This window comes from Escherichia sp. MOD1-EC7003 (assembly GCF_002965065.1).
Classification (GTDB): domain Bacteria; phylum Pseudomonadota; class Gammaproteobacteria; order Enterobacterales; family Enterobacteriaceae; genus Escherichia.
The window spans coordinates 1-16,503 of record NZ_PTRE01000050.1 but is presented as its reverse complement, the minus strand read 5'-3'; the positions used below and the strand labels follow the sequence as shown (position 1 = coordinate 16,503).

Below are 16,503 nucleotides of genomic sequence, written 5' to 3'. Positions count from 1 at the left end.
CGTATCAATATGAGTGGCGATAAAATCAATGTGATAAATTGGGATTATTACGCATCAGGATGGGTAATAGGATAAAAAAGTCAGGAAATTCGATACCTCTACAGTGAATATTTTGCTGGTGATACTTCTCTTTGCCAAATGAAATTAACCTCTTTTTCTATTACCTCGTTTTTCCAGAAGCAAGAGATTGGGTATCAGGAGGCTGGCTGCTATGATATGGCGTCTTGTTTTTTAAGCGAGGAAAGATTTTGAGTGCGGGACGCCTGAATAAAAAATCTCTGGGGATCGCGATGTTGTTATCGGTTGGGCTGCTTTTGGCGGGCTGTTCGGGTAGCAAGTCATCCGATACAGGAACGTATTCCGGCTCCGTTTACACCGTGAAACGGGGGGATACGCTATATCGTATTTCGCGCACCACGGGAACCAGCGTAAAAGAACTTGCGCGACTGAACGGCATTTCCCCCCCTTACACCATTGAAGTCGGTCAGAAGCTAAAACTGGGGGGAGCGAAAAGTAGCAGTAGTTCACGTAAATCAACCGCCAAATCAACGACCAAAACCGCATCGGTTACACCGTCGTCCGCAGTACCAAAATCTTCCTGGCCACCAGTAGGACAACGTTGTTGGTTATGGCCAACGACAGGGAAAGTTATCATGCCTTATTCGACAGCAGATGGCGGCAATAAAGGGATTGATATCTCGGCTCCACGGGGGACACCTATTTACGCCGCAGGGGCCGGAAAGGTGGTGTATGTGGGCAATCAGCTGCGTGGCTACGGTAATCTCATTATGATTAAACACAGTGAAGATTACATTACGGCCTACGCCCATAATGACACGATGCTGGTAAATAATGGGCAAAGCGTGAAGGCTGGGCAAAAAATCGCCACCATGGGGAGCACTGATGCGGCATCTGTTCGCCTGCATTTCCAGATTCGTTACCGTGCAACGGCAATTGATCCACTACGTTACTTGCCACCTCAGGGCAGCAAGCCCAAATGCTGATGGCGAATTAATCAGCAGTCAGTAACGTGGCACTTGCTAAGGAGAGCGTAAGGTTTATAATGCCTTACGCATCTCGAAGCGGGCGTAGTTCAATGGTAGAACGAGAGCTTCCCAAGCTCTATACGAGGGTTCGATTCCCTTCGCCCGCTCCAGGTTATCTTCGCCTTATCTACCAGCCATTTTTAGTTGTACTTTGTTTTTCCTGATATATTAATTCTATCGCAAATTGTTTTTGAATGATCAGAAGTGATCTTGCGAATCTAAGTTATGCATCTTAAATAGTCTTATTTAAGATGTTCAGCTCTCTTTGTGTGTTTAACTACCTGATAATGCCAGGATATAACTCGAGTCGTGATAGAGTGGAATAATAACAAATGCGCATTATGAAAATTGGAATGGTTCAAAATTGTGGCAATTTTGAACCATTCACAATGGATGTTAGCTAAAGAACATTACTGATACGCACAGGATACCCACGATCAGCGTAATCAGATTTCCTATTGAACGCCAGGGTTTCAGTGCCGGGATGAGATAAGTTGATAGCGTAGGCATGATGAAAAGTATCATGGCAATGAGCGGGCCGCTGATCGCGTAAATCATCGAAATCGCGTTTGGGTTAATGCAACAAACAATGAAGGTAATCAGCGATACCACCATAATTGATAGTGCACGGTTAAATGCACGACTTTTCTTTACACCAACCTGCTGTAATGTTGTTTTGACGACCTCTGTGGCACCTTCAATAACGCCAAAGTACGTACCCAGGAATGATTTCGACATCGCAACTACTGCGACAATAATCCCGGAAATCGACAACCATGCCGGGGCGTTTGGTAGCATAGATAGCGCCGATAAAATGGTAACCCCTTCTTTTTTAGCCGCTTCAATATATGAAGGTGGAATCGAAAGCAGGCAGCTAAAGACAAAGAACAGTACACTTATGCAGATGATGAGATAAGCGACTTTCATAATTTTTTTGCATTTATCCATAGCGTGTTCGCCATATTTTTCACGTCTGTCTATGGCAAACGTAGAAATAATGGGGGTATGGCTAAAGGCGAAAACCATCACGGGAATCGATATCCATATCTGGTGAAGGGTATTCTGATTGAACTCTACCTGGGTTGTTAATAGAGCGGGTTGCCAGCTACCGATAAGGTAAATAGAAAGAAATAAGAAATAGGCAATCAATGGGAATACCAAAAATCCCATTACCCGAATGGTGGCATGGCGTCCCATCAGAAAAATGAGATTCAGAATTAATACAACACCCAGACTCACTAGCATACGGATACGAAGATCAATAATCATATGCTTTGACAGCTGTTCCGTAAGTGAGTTGGTAATTGCCACTGCATATATCAACACGACCACAAAAAAGGCGATGAAGTACAGCGTAGTAATCAGATTACCAATTTTCTTGCCATAGTAGTGTGTTACCGCGCCCGTTATCCCTTCACCTGCTGATGTTTTTGATGAGAGGATGAACTGGCATAAGGCTTTATGTGGCCAATATGTTAAAGGCCAGGCGACCAGAGCAGTAATAAACAGGACCACAGCCCCTGCCGAACCTAACTGAATAGGAAGGAAGAGCGTGCCTGCACCAACGGCTGTGCCGTAGAGCGCGAAACTCCATAGCGTTTCTTCTTTTGACCAAATATTAGACATTATCTGAATGTATCATCTACAAATTAAATAAAATGGAGGGCAATTTACCATAAACCAGGTTAAGTATGGGAGATTAACGCCTTATCTACCCTTCTATTGGTGGGTTAGTGGTTGCAAACCTTACGTGCCAGTTATGTCTCTGACTGCTGATCAGGCCTATTTCCTTTGTGATAAAAATCACTTTTTTAAACAATTAAGATAACTCCAGTTAACAATTATTTACTATTGAGTGCGAGGTTGTGATGAAAGACGTTGTGATTGCCGGGGCGTTATTGTCATCGCCGGGGGCCAGGAAAACATGAGCCGCGCACCACATGTTCTGATTGATAGCCGCACTGGTGCGCAGCTTGGCAATAGCCAGTTGGTTGATAGTCTAGTGCATGATGGGTTGTGGGATGCCTTCAATGATTATCACATTGGTGTCACCGCCGAAAATCTGGCTCGCGAATATGGCATCAGCCGTCAGTTGCAGGATGCTTACGCACTTAGTTCGCAACAAAAAGCGCGAGCGGCGATTGACGCCGGACGATTTAAAGATGAGATCGTCCCGGTAATGGCCCAAAGTCACGGTCAGACGTTGGTTGTTGATACCGATGAACAGCCACGCACTGACGCCAGTGCAGAAGGCTTAGCCCTTTTAAATCCTTCATTTGATAGTCTCGGTTCTGTGACAGCGGGTAATGCATCATCCATTCTGATAACTTTTATGACCCTGCCGCATGGCAGGGTTTTTTATACCTGTAGATCATCATAATCCATATTATGGTTATGAAATAATCCATATCAATTATCAATTAATGAGTTTTATCTTCTTTAAAATTATGAGGTTAATAATAATTTCAGTAATTCAACTTAATTTGAAAATTGGAATATCCATCACATAACTATATGTCGCAGCAATTTAATCCATATTTACGCTATTTCCGACATGACACCAGTGTGATTTGTTCACGTATTTTTTCACTATGTCTTACTCTCTGCTGGCAGGAAAAAATGGTTACTATCAATACGGAATCGGCTTTAACGCCACGTTCTTTGCGGGATACGCGGCGTATGAATATGTTTGTTTCGGTAGCTGCTGCGGTCGCAGGATTGTTATTTGGGCTTGATATCGGCGTAATCGCCGGAGCGTTGCCGTTCATTACCGATCATTTTGCGCTGACCAGTCGTTTGCAGGAATGGGTGGTCAGTAGCATGATGCTCGGTGCAGCAATTGGTGCGCTGTTTAATGGTTGGCTGTCGTTTCGCCTGGGGCGTAAATATAGCCTGATGGCGGGGGCCATCCTGTTTGTACTCGGTTCGATAGGGTCCGCTTTTGCAACCAACGTAGAGATGTTAATCGCCGCTCGTGTGGTGCTGGGCATTGCTGTCGGAATCGCCTCTTACACCGCTCCTCTGTATCTTTCTGAAATGGCAAGTGAAAATGTTCGCGGTAAGATGATCAGTATGTACCAGTTGATGGTCACACTCGGCATCGTGCTGGCGTTTTTATCTGATACAGCGTTCAGTTATAGCGGTAACTGGCGCGCAATGTTAGGGGTTCTTGCTTTTCCGGCAGTCTTGTTGATTATTCTGGTGGTCTTCCTGCCGAATAGCCCGCGCTGGCTAGCAGAAAAAGGCCGTCATATTGAGGCAGAAGAAGTGCTGCGTATGTTGCGCGATACGTCGGAAAAAGCGCGAGACGAACTCAACGAAATTCGTGAAAGCCTGAAGTTAAAACAGGGCGGCTGGGCGCTGTTTAAGATAAATCGTAACGTCCGTCGTGTCGTGTTTCTCGGTATGTTGTTGCAGGCGATGCAGCAGTTTACCGGTATGAACATCATCATGTACTACGCGCCGCGCATTTTCAAAATGGCGGGCTTTACGACGACCGAACAGCAGATGATTGCGACTCTGGTCGTGGGACTGACTTTTATGTTCGCCACCTTTATTGCGGTCTTTACGGTAGATAAAGCCGGGCGTAAACCGGCACTGAAAATTGGTTTTAGCGTGATGGCATTAGGCACCCTGGTGCTGGGCTATTGCCTGATGCAGTTTGATAACGGTACGGCTTCCAGTGGCTTGTCCTGGCTCTCTGTTGGCATGACGATGATGTGTATTGCCGGTTATGCGATGAGCGCCGCACCAGTAGTGTGGATCCTGTGTTCTGAAATTCAGCCGCTGAAATGCCGCGATTTTGGCATCACCTGTTCGACGACGACAAACTGGGTGTCGAATATGATTATCGGCGCGACCTTCCTGACTCTGCTTGATAGCATTGGCGCTGCCGGTACGTTCTGGCTCTACACTGCGCTGAACATTGCGTTTGTGGGCATCACTTTCTGGCTCATTCCGGAAACCAAGAATGTCACGCTGGAACATATTGAACGCAAACTGATGGCTGGTGAGAAGTTGAGAAATATTGGTGTCTAATTTCATGGGCCGGATGTGCTGTACATCCGGCCTTTTTTTCGTTAATAGAGATTGGGCACCAGGCCGCTGAGGCGTTTGTCTCGTTCCTTATTCAGCCTTGTTGCGGTGACACACATCAGGAGAGAGAGGAATGAAAACAATTGGTTTGCTGGGGGGAATGAGCTGGGAATCCACCATTCCTTACTATCGTCTGATAAATGAAGGCATTAAACAGCGGCTTGGCGGGCTTCACTCTGCGCAAGTGCTGCTACATAGCGTCGATTTTCATGAAATAGAAGAGTGCCAGCGTCGCGGTGAGTGGGACAAAACCGGGGACATTCTGGCTGAGGCGGCGCTTGGCTTACAGCGGGCGGGCGCAGAAGGCATTGTGTTATGTACGAATACGATGCACAAAGTGGCAGGGGCCATTGAGTCTCGTTGCTCACTGCCTTTCTTACACATAGCGGATGCCACTGGACGTGCAATTACCGGGGCTGGAATGACTCGCGTGGCGCTGCTGGGAACGCGCTACACGATGGAACAGGATTTTTATCGCGGGCGGCTGGCAGAGAAATTTTCACTCGATTGTCTGGTGCCTGAAGCGGATGAGCGAGCAAAAATTAATCAGATTATTTTTGAAGAACTGTGTCTGGGGCAATTCACCGAAGCGTCACGCGCTTATTATGCGCAGGTGATTGCCCGACTGGCTGAACAAGGCGCGCAGGGCGTTATCTTTGGCTGTACTGAAATTGGTTTACTAGTGCCAGAAGAGCGCAGTGTCCTGCCCGTGTTTGACACCGCTGCGATTCATGCCGATGATGCCGTCGCCTTTATGCTGTCGTAATTCGCTACAAAATAGCTTCAAGGGAGGCAACCAATTTCGGTAAGCCTGCCTGTAAATGTTTGCTAAAAGTTTGTACTAAAGCTGATGAGGGGCGATGCAGAGGGCGAATCAGGCTGACGGTGAACGGAACCGCAATACTGAATCGCCGCACGACTATTCCGCTTGCCGCATAATCCAGTGCGGTGAGCGGGTTAACCACCGAAACCCCTACTCCCGCCCGTACCATTGCGCAGACTGACGCGGCGCTGTGGGTTTCAACGATCATGCGTCGTTTTACCTGATGTTCAGTAAATAGCTGATCCAGCAACTGACGATAGCTGTCAGTACGGGAAAGGCTGATGTAGTTCTCCCCCTGAAAATCATCCGGCGTTAATATCTCTTTTGCCGCCAGCGGATGACCCGGAGGTAACACACACACCTCATCTAAAGAGAGTAATTCGGTACGTTTTGTTCCCGCAGGCGTATGGAGCGTCTCGGTGAGCCCTAAATCGTGACGCTGGGCCGAGAGCCACTCTTCAAGTAGCGGGGATTCCTGCGGCACGATATTTAAGTTGACATCGGGATAACGTGCCAGAAAGGGGGGCAGGAGCTGCGGTAAAAAAGATTGCGAAAAGACTGGCAGGCAGGCAATAGACAGTTCTCCCTGGCGAAACTCGCGCAGACTTTCTGCGGCGCTGGCAATACGATCCAGACCGTACCAGGAGCGCTGCACCTCTTCAAACAGACGCAGTCCTTGCACGGTAGGATGTAATCGTCCACGTACGCGTTCAAACAATTTTAGCCCGATCACCTTCTCAAAGCGCGCCAGTTCGCGGCTGACGGTTGGCTGCGAGGTGTGTAGCAGTTGTGCTGCTTCTGTCAGGCTTCCGGCGGTCATTACCGCATGAAAAATTTCAATATGACGTAAGTTAACGGCGGCCATCTGATGAATCTCTCTCCGGGAATCCATATCATTTTTGCATAGACTCGGCATAAATCGATATTTTTTATTCTTTTTATGATGTGGCGTAATCATAAAAAAGCACTTATTTGGAGTTTGTTATGCCACATTCACTGTTCAGCACCGATACTGATCTCAGCGCCGAAAATCTGCTGCGCTTGCCCGCAGAATTTGGCTGCCCGGTGTGGGCCTACGATGCGCAAATTATTCGTCGGCAGATTGCAGCACTTAAACAGTTTGATGTGGTGCGCTTCGCACAGAAAGCCTGTTCCAATATCCATATTTTGCGCTTAATGCGTGAGCAGGGCGTGAAAGTGGATTCCGTCTCGTTGGGCGAAATAGAGCGTGCACTGGTGGCGGGTTACAATCCGCAAGCGCACCCCGATGACATTGTCTTTACTGCGGATGTTATCGATCAGGCGACGCTCGAACGCGTCAGTGAATTGCAAATTCCGGTGAATGCGGGGTCTGTCGATATGCTCGACCAACTGGGCCAGGTTTCGCAAGGACATCGGGTATGGCTGCGCGTTAACCCGGGGTTTGGTCACGGGCATAGCCAAAAAACCAATACCGGTGGTGAAAATAGCAAGCACGGCATCTGGTATACCGATCTGCCCGCCGCACTGGACGTGATACAACGTCATCATTTGCAGCTGGTCGGCATTCACATGCACATTGGTTCCGGCGTTGATTATGCGCATCTGGAACAGGTGTGTGGAGCTATGGTGCGTCAGGTCATCGAATTTGGCCAGGATTTACAGGCTATTTCTGCGGGCGGTGGGCTTTCTATTACTTATCAACAGGGTGAAGAGGCAGTTGATACCGAACATTATTATGGTCTGTGGAATGCCGCGCGTGAGCAAATCGCTCGCCATTTGGGCCACCCTGTGAAACTGGAAATTGAACCGGGTCGCTTCCTGGTCGCGCAGTCTGGCGTGTTAATTACCCAGGTGCGGAGCGTCAAACAAATGGGGCGCCGCCACTTTGTGCTGGTTGATGCCGGGTTTAACGATCTGATGCGCCCGGCAATGTACGGCAGTTACCACCATATCAGTGCCCTGGCCGCTGATGGTCGTTCTCTGGAACACTCGCCAACGGTGGAAACCGTCGTCGCCGGGCCGTTATGTGAATCGGGCGATGTCTTTACCCAGCAGGAAGGGGGAAATGTCGAAACCCGCGCCTTGCCTGAAGTGAAGGCGGGGGATTATCTGGTACTGCATGATACGGGAGCATATGGCGCATCAATGTCATCCAACTACAATAGCCGTCCGCTGTTACCAGAAGTTCTGTTTGATAATGGTCAGGCGCGGTTGATTCGCCGCCGCCAGACCATTGAAGAATTACTGGCGCTGGAATTGCTTTAACGACAGTTAGTCGCTGGTTGCATGATGACTTGCCTCCAGCGACGGAGTTGACACTGAATGTCGACGTACCAGCGTCGGACTAAATACATTAGTGATTTCCGGGAGAGGGCGTTTATCTGCCAGCGCTAAAGCCAGTTCGGCAGCCTGGGTCGCCATCGTCACGATTGGGTAACGCACGGTGGTCAGGCGGGGGCGCACATAGCGTGACACCAGCACATCATCAAAGCCAATTAATGAAATCTCACCCGGTACATCAATCCCATTATCATTGAGCACGCCCATCGCGCCCGCCGCCATTGAATCGTTATAACAGGCTACCGCAGTGAAATTTCTGCCTCGTCCCAAAAGCTCGGTCATTGCCTGTTCGCCGCCGCTTTCGTCTGGTTCGCCAAATGTCACCAGCCGGTCATTGGCCGGAATACCACTTTCAGCAAGGGCATCGTAATACCCTTGCAGACGATCTTCGGCGTCAGAAATAGAGTGGTTAGAGCACAGATAACCAATGCGGGTATGACCTTGCTGAATTAAATGACGCGTTGCCAGCCAGGCACCGTAACGATCGTCCAGAGCAATACAACGGTTTTCAAAGCCAGGCAAGATGCGGTTGATCAGCACCATACCGGGCATTTGTTTCATCAATGAGGCTAAATCGGCATCCGGGATCATTTTGGCATGGACGACCAACGCAGCACAGCGATGGCGGATCAGTTGCTCAATGGCCTGACGCTCTTTTTGTTCGTTGTGGTAACCATTGCCAATCAATAAGAAATTACCGGTGTGATAAGCCACCTGCTCGACCGCTTTCACCATAGCACCGAAAAACGGATCGGAAACATCACCAACGACCAGACCAACCGTTTCAGTGGTCTGCTGCGCCAGCGCACGGGCGTTAGCGTTTGGGTGATAGCTAAGAGATTCCATCGCACTATGCACTGCCAGGCGAGAAGCTTCGCTGGCTTTTGGAGAGTTATTGATGACGCGGGAAACGGTGGCGACTGAAACGCCTGCCAGTCGGGCTACATCCTTTATGGTCGCCATGAAAATACCTTAGTGGGTAAACGCTTACATTCTGTCAGTGTTACGGAAAATGCCCGTTGGTTCAAGGGGCGGCGTGTTTTCATCGTGGGGAATGTGAGCCAAACGCAAATAAGTAAGACAAAAAAAGAGATTGCAAACCTTTGGTTACACTTTGCGAAATGCTGTTGCGATTGACCGCTGGTGGCGTTTGGCTTCAGGTTGCTAAAGTGGCGATCCCAGAGGTATTGATAGGTGAAGTCAACTTCGGGTTGAGCACATGAATTACACCAGCCTGCGCAGATGCGCAGGTTTTTTTTGCCTGTCATTCAATCTGTAACAGTAACCGACAATTTACACACCTCGTTGCATTTCCCTTCATTCCTTTGCGTTTTCTCGCTGGCGAAGAGTCGTTATGCAGACCACAATCAAGATCCCAGAGGTATTGATTGGTGAGATTATTCGGTACGCTCTTCGTACCCTGTCTCTTGCACCAACCTGCGCGGATGCGCAGGTTTTTTTTCGCACCTAATTTACTGTCGCTCGCCTCCTTTATCTCGTGTAATCTCCCTCCATTCGCTTTTACTGAATCAGAGCAAAGGGAGTTGGAATGCTTTTTAGCTTTTTTCGAAATTTGTGCCGTGTTTTGTATCGCGTTCGCGTTACGGGTGACACTCAGGCACTAAAGGGCGAGCGCGTTCTAATCACGCCTAATCATGTCTCTTTTATTGATGGCATTTTGCTTGGACTGTTTTTACCCGTGCGTCCGGTATTTGCCGTTTACACTTCAATAAGCCAACAGTGGTATATGCGTTGGCTGAAATCATTTATCGACTTTGTTCCTCTCGACCCGACCCAACCTATGGCGATTAAACATTTGGTACGTCTGGTGGAACAGGGCCGACCAGTGGTGATTTTCCCGGAAGGGCGAATCACGACAACCGGCTCGCTAATGAAAATCTACGATGGCGCAGGTTTTGTTGCGGCGAAGTCTGGTGCAACGGTTATTCCGGTGCGTATTGAAGGGGCAGAACTTACGCACTTCAGCCGTTTAAAAGGTTTGGTTAAACGTCGCTTGTTTCCGCAAATTACTCTGCATATATTGCCACCAACGCAGGTGCAGATGCCGGATGCACCGCGTGCCCGTGAGCGTCGTAAAATTGCTGGCGAAATGCTACATCAAATTATGATGGAAGCGCGAATGGCGATACGTCCGCGCGAAACGCTGTACGAATCTTTACTGAGTGCAATGTACCGCTTCGGCGCCGGGAAAAAATGTGTCGAAGACGTCAACTTTATCCCTGACACCTATCGCAAATTGCTCACGAAAACGCTGTTTGTCGGTCGTATCCTTGAAAAATACAGCGTTGAAGGCGAACGCATCGGCTTAATGCTGCCCAATGCGGGCATCAGTGCGGCAGTGATTTTCGGGGCCATTGCTCGTCGCCGCATTCCCGCAATGATGAACTACACTGCTGGGGTAAAAGGGCTGACCAGTGCTATTACGGCGGCTGAAATCAAAACCATTTTCACCTCCCGCCAGTTTCTCGATAAAGGCAAACTCTGGCATTTGCCGGAACAGCTTACTCAGGTGCGTTGGGTTTATCTGGAAGATTTAAAAGCGGATGTTACCACTGCCGACAAAGTGTGGATATTCGCCCATCTGTTGATGCCGCGTCTGGCCCAGGTAAAACAGCAGCCGGAAGAAGAGGCGCTGATACTCTTTACCTCCGGTTCTGAAGGCCATCCAAAAGGTGTCGTCCATAGCCATAAAAGTATTCTGGCGAACGTCGAGCAGATTAAAACGATTGCTGACTTCACCACCAACGATCGCTTTATGTCGGCGTTACCGCTGTTTCACTCCTTTGGGCTGACGGTAGGCCTGTTTACGCCACTGCTCACAGGCGCAGAAGTGTTCCTTTATCCAAGCCCGCTGCATTACCGCATTGTGCCGGAGCTGGTGTATGACCGCAGTTGCACCGTGTTGTTCGGTACCTCGACTTTCCTCGGTCACTACGCGCGCTTTGCCACCCCATATGACTTCTATCGTCTACGCTATGTGGTGGCAGGCGCAGAAAAACTGCAAGCAAGTACCAAACAGCTTTGGCAGGATAAATTTGGCCTGCGCATCCTTGAAGGCTATGGTGTGACCGAGTGCGCGCCAGTCGTTTCCATCAACGTACCGATGGCGGCAAAACCTGGTACAGTAGGGCGTATTCTACCTGGAATGGATGCACGCCTGTTGGCGGTCCCTGGTATCGAAGACGGTGGACGCCTGCAACTGAAAGGGCCGAACATAATGAATGGCTACCTGCGGGTGGAGAAGCCTGGCGTACTGGAAGTGCCCACCGCCGAGAATGTTCACGGCGAAATGGAGCGCGGCTGGTATGACACTGGCGATATTGTGCGTTTCGACGAGCAGGGTTTTGTGCAGATTCAGGGCCGCGCAAAACGCTTTGCCAAAATCGCAGGCGAAATGGTGTCGCTGGAAATGGTGGAACAACTGGCACTTGGTGTTTCGCCAGATAAAGTGCATGCCACTGCGATTAAGAGCGATGCCAGCAAAGGTGAGGCGCTGGTGCTTTTCACCACAGATAACGAACTGACGCGCGATAAGTTGCAACAGTACGCCCGCGAGCATGGCGTACCGGAGCTTGCTGTACCGCGCGATATTCGCTATCTGAAACAGATGCCATTACTGGGCAGCGGCAAACCTGACTTTGTCACGTTGAAAAGTTGGGTAGATGAAGCGGAACAACACGATGAGTGAGTCAGTGTACACTAACACTTCGTTGTGGTCGAAGGGAATGAAAGCGGTTATCGTGGCGCAGTTTCTCTCTGCGTTTGGCGATAACGCGCTTCTGTTTGCCACTCTGGCGTTACTGAAAGCGCAGTTCTATCCGGAGTGGAGCCAGCCTATCCTGCAAATGGTGTTTGTAGGTGCTTACATTCTTTTCGCTCCGTTTGTCGGGCAGGTGGCAGATAGCTTCGCCAAAGGCCGGGTGATGATGTTTGCCAATGGCCTCAAGCTGTTGGGCGCAGCCAGTATCTGCTTTGGTATCAATCCGTTTCTCGGCTATACGCTGGTGGGTGTTGGTGCGGCAGCCTATTCACCGGCTAAATACGGTATTCTCGGCGAATTAACCACTGGTAGTCAGTTAGTAAAAGCTAACGGTTTAATGGAAGCCTCTACCATAGCGGCGATTTTGCTCGGTTCCGTAGCCGGTGGTGTGCTGGCTGACTGGCATGTCCTGGTCGCTCTGGCAGCATGTGCGCTGGCCTACGGTGGTGCGGTCGTTGCCAATATCTACATTCCCAAACTGGCGGCGGCGCGCCCAGGGCAGTCGTGGAATCTCATCAACATGATTCGCAGTTTCCTGAATGCCTGCACCTCGCTATGGCGCAATGGTGAAACGCGTTTTTCGCTGGTGGGCACCAGTTTATTCTGGGGGGCGGGCGTGACGCTGCGTTTTCTGTTGGTGCTGTGGGTGCCGGTGGCGCTGGGCATTACTGATAATGCCACGCCGACCTATCTCAACGCGATGGTTGCGATTGGCATCGTGGTTGGCGCAGGTGCGGCAGCGAAGCTGGTTACGCTGGAAACTGTGTCACGCTGCATGCCCGCCGGGATTTTGATTGGTGTGGTGGTACTGATTTTCTCCCTGCAACACGAGCTGCTGCCAGCCTATTCCTTGCTGATGCTGATTGGCGTGCTGGGCGGCTTTTTTGTTGTACCGCTCAATGCACTGTTACAAGAGCGGGGTAAAAAGAGCGTCGGGGCGGGGAATGCGATTGCAGTACAAAACCTTGGCGAAAACAGTGCCATGTTACTGATGCTGGGCATTTACTCGCTGGCGGTAATGGTAGGCATCCCGGTCGTGCCTATTGGCATTGGCTTCGGTGCGCTGTTTGCGCTGGCAATAACGGCACTGTGGATCTGGCAGCGCCGTCATTAAGCTTTTACCAGATGGCATATTCTGCCATCTGGTGAAGGTCACATTCCCGAAGGGTGCATATCTTTCGGATACTTCACGCTGTATGAGAATGGCAGACTTACGTTCTCTTTGCCTGACAGTTTCAGCGTCCAGGACAGTTCACCCGTTTTTGCATCAAACTGCGCCTGGCCATACTGCATTTTTTCCACCGTAATATCACTATTCGCACTGACAGGGAGCTGGTCGAGCAGAGTGATATCCACCGCTTCGCCATAGCTGTTCTTTACATTGAGGGTGTAACTGAAGTTGCGCACCGCGCTGTCGTTAAAGATAGATAACGCATTCTCTTTTTTGAGTACGGCTTTACGCTGAATAATCAGCTTAGGATCGCGGTTAAGCTGAATATCCAGCGACTTACCATCTTCCGGCGGCTGCAAATAGCCCACACCGGTACGGTTGTTGCCAAAGAAGATCTGACTTTCACCGGGGATCAGATTCAACTGTTCCCACTCTTTAATTCGCACCTGGAGATACGCGTCATTACTGATTTTCGGAATGGCAAAGAAGCGATATTCACCGTTGATCGACACTTCCTTAATGACCACCGTGCGCGCGGTGTTATCGCTGTCGATTTGCCACGGCAGCGAAAGCGCATAATGAACATTTTGCGCGGTGAAACTTTCTGGTCGCGCCGAAGCTGGCGCTGCCTGTGCGGCATACTTGCGTCCGGCTTGTTGCTCCCTTTCTTTTTTCAAACCGGCCTGCAGGGCTTTCTGCAATTCTGATGCATCCTGGTCAGACAAATATTCCGAACGCTGTCTCACCACGGGTGATGCTGAAAGCGAGCCGTTTGCACTACCATACTCCGGAACATCCACATACTGTGTTTCCAGTTGCGGCAGCGTGAGATGGGTATCAGGTTCACTGGTCGAGAGCACGAGATTAACGTTTTTCCATGGCAATCCCGTATACTGGCGAATATTAGCCTTATAAACCAGACGCAGCGGCTGGTTTATGGCCGTGGCGTGAATATCATAGAGCGGCGTCCATACAGCATCTGGTGTCATATAGCGCACCACCGCCTTCGCAGTGACGGCTTTGGGGGCATAGACTTTAGCGATAATCACCTGAGGTTCATTCGCTCCTTCGGACTCCCCGTTACTTTGATTTTCACGCTGCTCTAACTTATCGATAATGAGCTGATTATCATCAAGTTTCTGTTTTAACTCATTGTCGGCCCTTAGCAATTCGCCATTTTTCTCTTTCACCATTTGCAGATACTTGCCAACTTCGGCGGCACTTTTATTGGTTAATGTGCTATTTGCCTCTAATACCTTAATTTGAGCCGCGATATTGTTTTTCTCGGCGGTCAGCTTTGCCTGTTCCACCTTTGCTGCTTTTAACTGTTGCTGAATATCTGACGGCAGCGCATTCGGCTGTGTTTCCATTAACGCGATACGTGAGGAAAGCACCGTCACTCCGTTATCGATAGAAATGGCGATGCTGTCGTCGGTTACCGAATCGGCAATATTGGTAAAGATAATTTCGCTTTCACCTGCCGGTAAGTTGAGTGTCTCTTCACCTTGCAGGCTGGCACCATGCAGATAAACAGTGACGTCTTTAAGTGTCAGCGGTTGGGTTAACTGCGCTCCCCAGGCAGAGGACAGACACCCAGTAAGCAACATGGCGAGGGGAAGAGGTTTGAAAATTAACATGGTTATCCTTAACAATGGGAGCAGATATTGAAACGCGTGCTGGCGTTGACCCGAAGAGTCTATTGCGCTTTGTCAGGAAAGATGCGGCGAAAAGTAGTGAATATATTCTGAAAAGTAGAGAGAAGAGACGCCTGGTGCAAAACACCAGGCGAAAGGATCACGGTGCCGGATAAGTATAAACCTGATGCACCGCTTCAATTTCAGCCAATACGTCTTCGTTCAACTCCAGATGCAAACTTTCGACGTTAGTTTTCAGCTGTTCCATCGTGGTTGCGCCCAGCAGAGTGCTGGCAACAAATGGTTGGCGGCGTACAAAAGCGAGTGCCATCTGAGCAGGATCGATACCATGACGTCTGGCGATATCAACATACGCCGCGATGGCTTTTTGCGCTTGCTCACCGCTATAGCGGGTGAACCGGCTAAAGAGCGTATTACGTGCGCCAGCGGGTTTTGCACCGTTGAGATATTTCCCGGTCAGAGTGCCGAAACCCAGGCACGAATAGGCCAGCAGTTCGACCCCTTCATACTGGCTGACTTCTGCCAGACCCACTTCAAAACTGCGGTTTAACAGACTGTAGGGATTCTGAATGGTGACAATGCGCGGCAGATCGTGTTTGTCTGCCAGATGCAGGTAGCGCATTACGCCAAATGCAGTTTCGTTTGACACGCCGATATAACGAATTTTCCCCGCGCGTTGGTACTCTGCCAGTGCGTCCAGCGTATCCAGCAGCGAAACCGCAGGCGCAGAATCTGTCCAGCTATAACCGAGTTTGCCGAAGCAGTTGGTCGGGCGCTGCGGCCAGTGCACCTGATAAAGATCGAGGTAATCAGTCTGTAGGCGCCTGAGACTGTCATGCAGCGCTTCGCGGATATTCTTCCGGTCCAGCGCCTGATCCGGACGAATTCCCTTGTCATTATTGCGCGAAGGTCCGCTCACTTTGGAGGCGATAATTAACTTTTCGCGGCTGCCATGTTTCGCCAGCCAGTTGCCGACGTAGGTTTCAGTCAACCCTTGCGTTTCGGGGCGCGGTGGCACTGGGTACATTTCGGCAACGTCGATAAGGTTAATGCCCTGAGCGACGGCATAGTCGAGTTGTGCGTGGGCGTCGGCTTCGCTGTTCTGTTCACCAAACGTCATCGTGCCAAGCCCCAGGGTGCTGACTTCCAGCGAACTGTGGGATATACGGTGATATTGCATAGCCGTTTCCTTTTTATAATCACGACATAAGGAATATAAAAATGGCAGAGGGAAGGGAAAAGGGAAAGAGAAAAATCTTAAGGCCAGCCAGATGCTGACCTCATTTGTTAACGTTCAATAATTTGTGAAACATCATCACGGTTAATTTGCATCGCGTTACCTTGCTGATCGTGATAACTCACCAGCCCCGTATCATCATCAATTTCCGGTTTTCCATCGGTCAAAATCATACGGCCATCTTTGGTCGCCATGACGTAATCACTGGAACACCCGGAAACAGCACACGCCAGTCCGACTGCAGAAATTATTACTGCCCATTTTTTCATCCAGTTATCCTCATTTGGTCCACCTATGATAATAGTCTATATGTAAGCGCATCATTTAAACCGTCTTTCGCCTCCCTTTCCTGTTTCCGATACTAATGTCCATT

General features: G+C 49.6%; 12 protein-coding genes, 1 tRNA gene and 1 pseudogene. 8 read left to right on the top strand and 6 right to left on the bottom strand.

All coding sequences use genetic code 11. From position 1 onward, the window contains the following. The first annotated feature begins 248 nt into the window (after window positions 1–248). Together actS and A7090_RS09735 are read left to right on the top strand one after the other, a co-directional pair. Complete coding sequence (gene actS / locus A7090_RS09740) at window positions 249–1,004, top strand: amidase activator ActS (protein ID WP_105273881.1); 756 nt, start codon at window positions 249–251, stop codon at window positions 1,002–1,004. A 78-nt stretch (window positions 1,005–1,082) separates the two neighbouring features. Continuing rightward, window positions 1,083–1,156: transfer RNA gene (locus A7090_RS09735), tRNA-Gly, on the top strand. 286 nt (window positions 1,157–1,442) lie between these two features. Here the strand turns inward: A7090_RS09735 and A7090_RS09730 are convergent. After that, the gene (locus tag A7090_RS09730; RefSeq protein ID WP_105273880.1) at window positions 1,443–2,672 is read right to left on the bottom strand and encodes an amino acid permease; all 1,230 of its coding nucleotides are present in this window, start codon (window positions 2,670–2,672) and stop codon (window positions 1,443–1,445) included. 271 nt (window positions 2,673–2,943) lie between these two features. Here A7090_RS09730 and A7090_RS09725 point away from each other — a divergent pair. The 3 genes and pseudogenes from A7090_RS09725 to ygeA all read left to right on the top strand — a co-directional run. Then, window positions 2,944–3,366 (top strand): annotated as a pseudogene (locus tag A7090_RS09725) (thiolase family protein); the annotation flags it as partial. Between the two features lie 299 nt (window positions 3,367–3,665). Next, window positions 3,666–5,084: an arabinose-proton symporter AraE gene (araE, locus tag A7090_RS09720; protein WP_105273879.1), complete on the top strand. Its 1,419-nt coding sequence runs from the start codon at window positions 3,666–3,668 to the stop codon at window positions 5,082–5,084. Window positions 5,085–5,214: 130 nt separating this feature from the next. Next, entirely contained in the window at window positions 5,215–5,907 is a 693-nt protein-coding gene (gene ygeA / locus A7090_RS09715) for an amino acid racemase (RefSeq protein WP_105273878.1), read from the top strand. Window positions 5,908–5,911: 4 nt separating this feature from the next. Here ygeA and lysR read toward each other — a convergent pair whose 3' ends face one another. Next, complete coding sequence (gene lysR / locus A7090_RS09710) at window positions 5,912–6,829, bottom strand: DNA-binding transcriptional regulator LysR (protein ID WP_105273877.1); 918 nt, start codon at window positions 6,827–6,829, stop codon at window positions 5,912–5,914. A gap of 119 nt (window positions 6,830–6,948) precedes the next feature. Here lysR and lysA point away from each other — a divergent pair, with 119 nt between their 5' ends. Further along, complete coding sequence (gene lysA / locus A7090_RS09705) at window positions 6,949–8,211, top strand: diaminopimelate decarboxylase (protein WP_105273876.1); 1,263 nt, start codon at window positions 6,949–6,951, stop codon at window positions 8,209–8,211. A gap of 6 nt (window positions 8,212–8,217) precedes the next feature. Here lysA and galR read toward each other — a convergent pair whose 3' ends face one another. Beyond that, complete coding sequence (gene galR, locus A7090_RS09700; RefSeq protein ID WP_105273875.1) at window positions 8,218–9,249, bottom strand: HTH-type transcriptional regulator GalR; 1,032 nt, start codon at window positions 9,247–9,249, stop codon at window positions 8,218–8,220. Window positions 9,250–9,835: 586 nt separating this feature from the next. On the opposite strand from galR, the gene aas reads away from it, so the two are divergent. Both aas and lplT read left to right on the top strand, forming a co-directional pair. Then, window positions 9,836–11,995 carry a bifunctional acyl-ACP--phospholipid O-acyltransferase/long-chain-fatty-acid--ACP ligase gene (aas, locus tag A7090_RS09695; protein ID WP_105273874.1) on the top strand — a complete coding sequence of 720 codons (2,160 nt, stop codon included), beginning with the start codon at window positions 9,836–9,838 and terminating at the stop codon, window positions 11,993–11,995. Beyond that, window positions 11,988–13,181, top strand: coding sequence for a lysophospholipid transporter LplT (gene lplT / locus A7090_RS09690; protein ID WP_105273873.1), 1,194 nt, complete (start codon window positions 11,988–11,990; stop codon window positions 13,179–13,181). Before aas ends, lplT begins: the two co-directional genes overlap by 8 nt. A gap of 38 nt (window positions 13,182–13,219) precedes the next feature. Here lplT and A7090_RS09685 read toward each other — a convergent pair whose 3' ends face one another. The 3 genes from A7090_RS09685 to ygdR all read right to left on the bottom strand — a co-directional run bounded on the left by A7090_RS09685 (window position 13,220) and on the right by ygdR (window position 16,399). Continuing rightward, the gene (locus tag A7090_RS09685) at window positions 13,220–14,875 is read right to left on the bottom strand and encodes a DUF4139 domain-containing protein (RefSeq protein WP_105273872.1); all 1,656 of its coding nucleotides are present in this window, start codon (window positions 14,873–14,875) and stop codon (window positions 13,220–13,222) included. Window positions 14,876–15,032: 157 nt separating this feature from the next. After that, complete coding sequence (locus tag A7090_RS09680; RefSeq protein ID WP_105273871.1) at window positions 15,033–16,073, bottom strand: NADP(H)-dependent aldo-keto reductase; 1,041 nt, start codon at window positions 16,071–16,073, stop codon at window positions 15,033–15,035. A gap of 107 nt (window positions 16,074–16,180) precedes the next feature. Further along, entirely contained in the window at window positions 16,181–16,399 is a 219-nt protein-coding gene (ygdR, locus tag A7090_RS09675; RefSeq protein WP_105273870.1) for a lipoprotein YgdR, read from the bottom strand. Window positions 16,400–16,503: the final 104 nt, after the last annotated feature.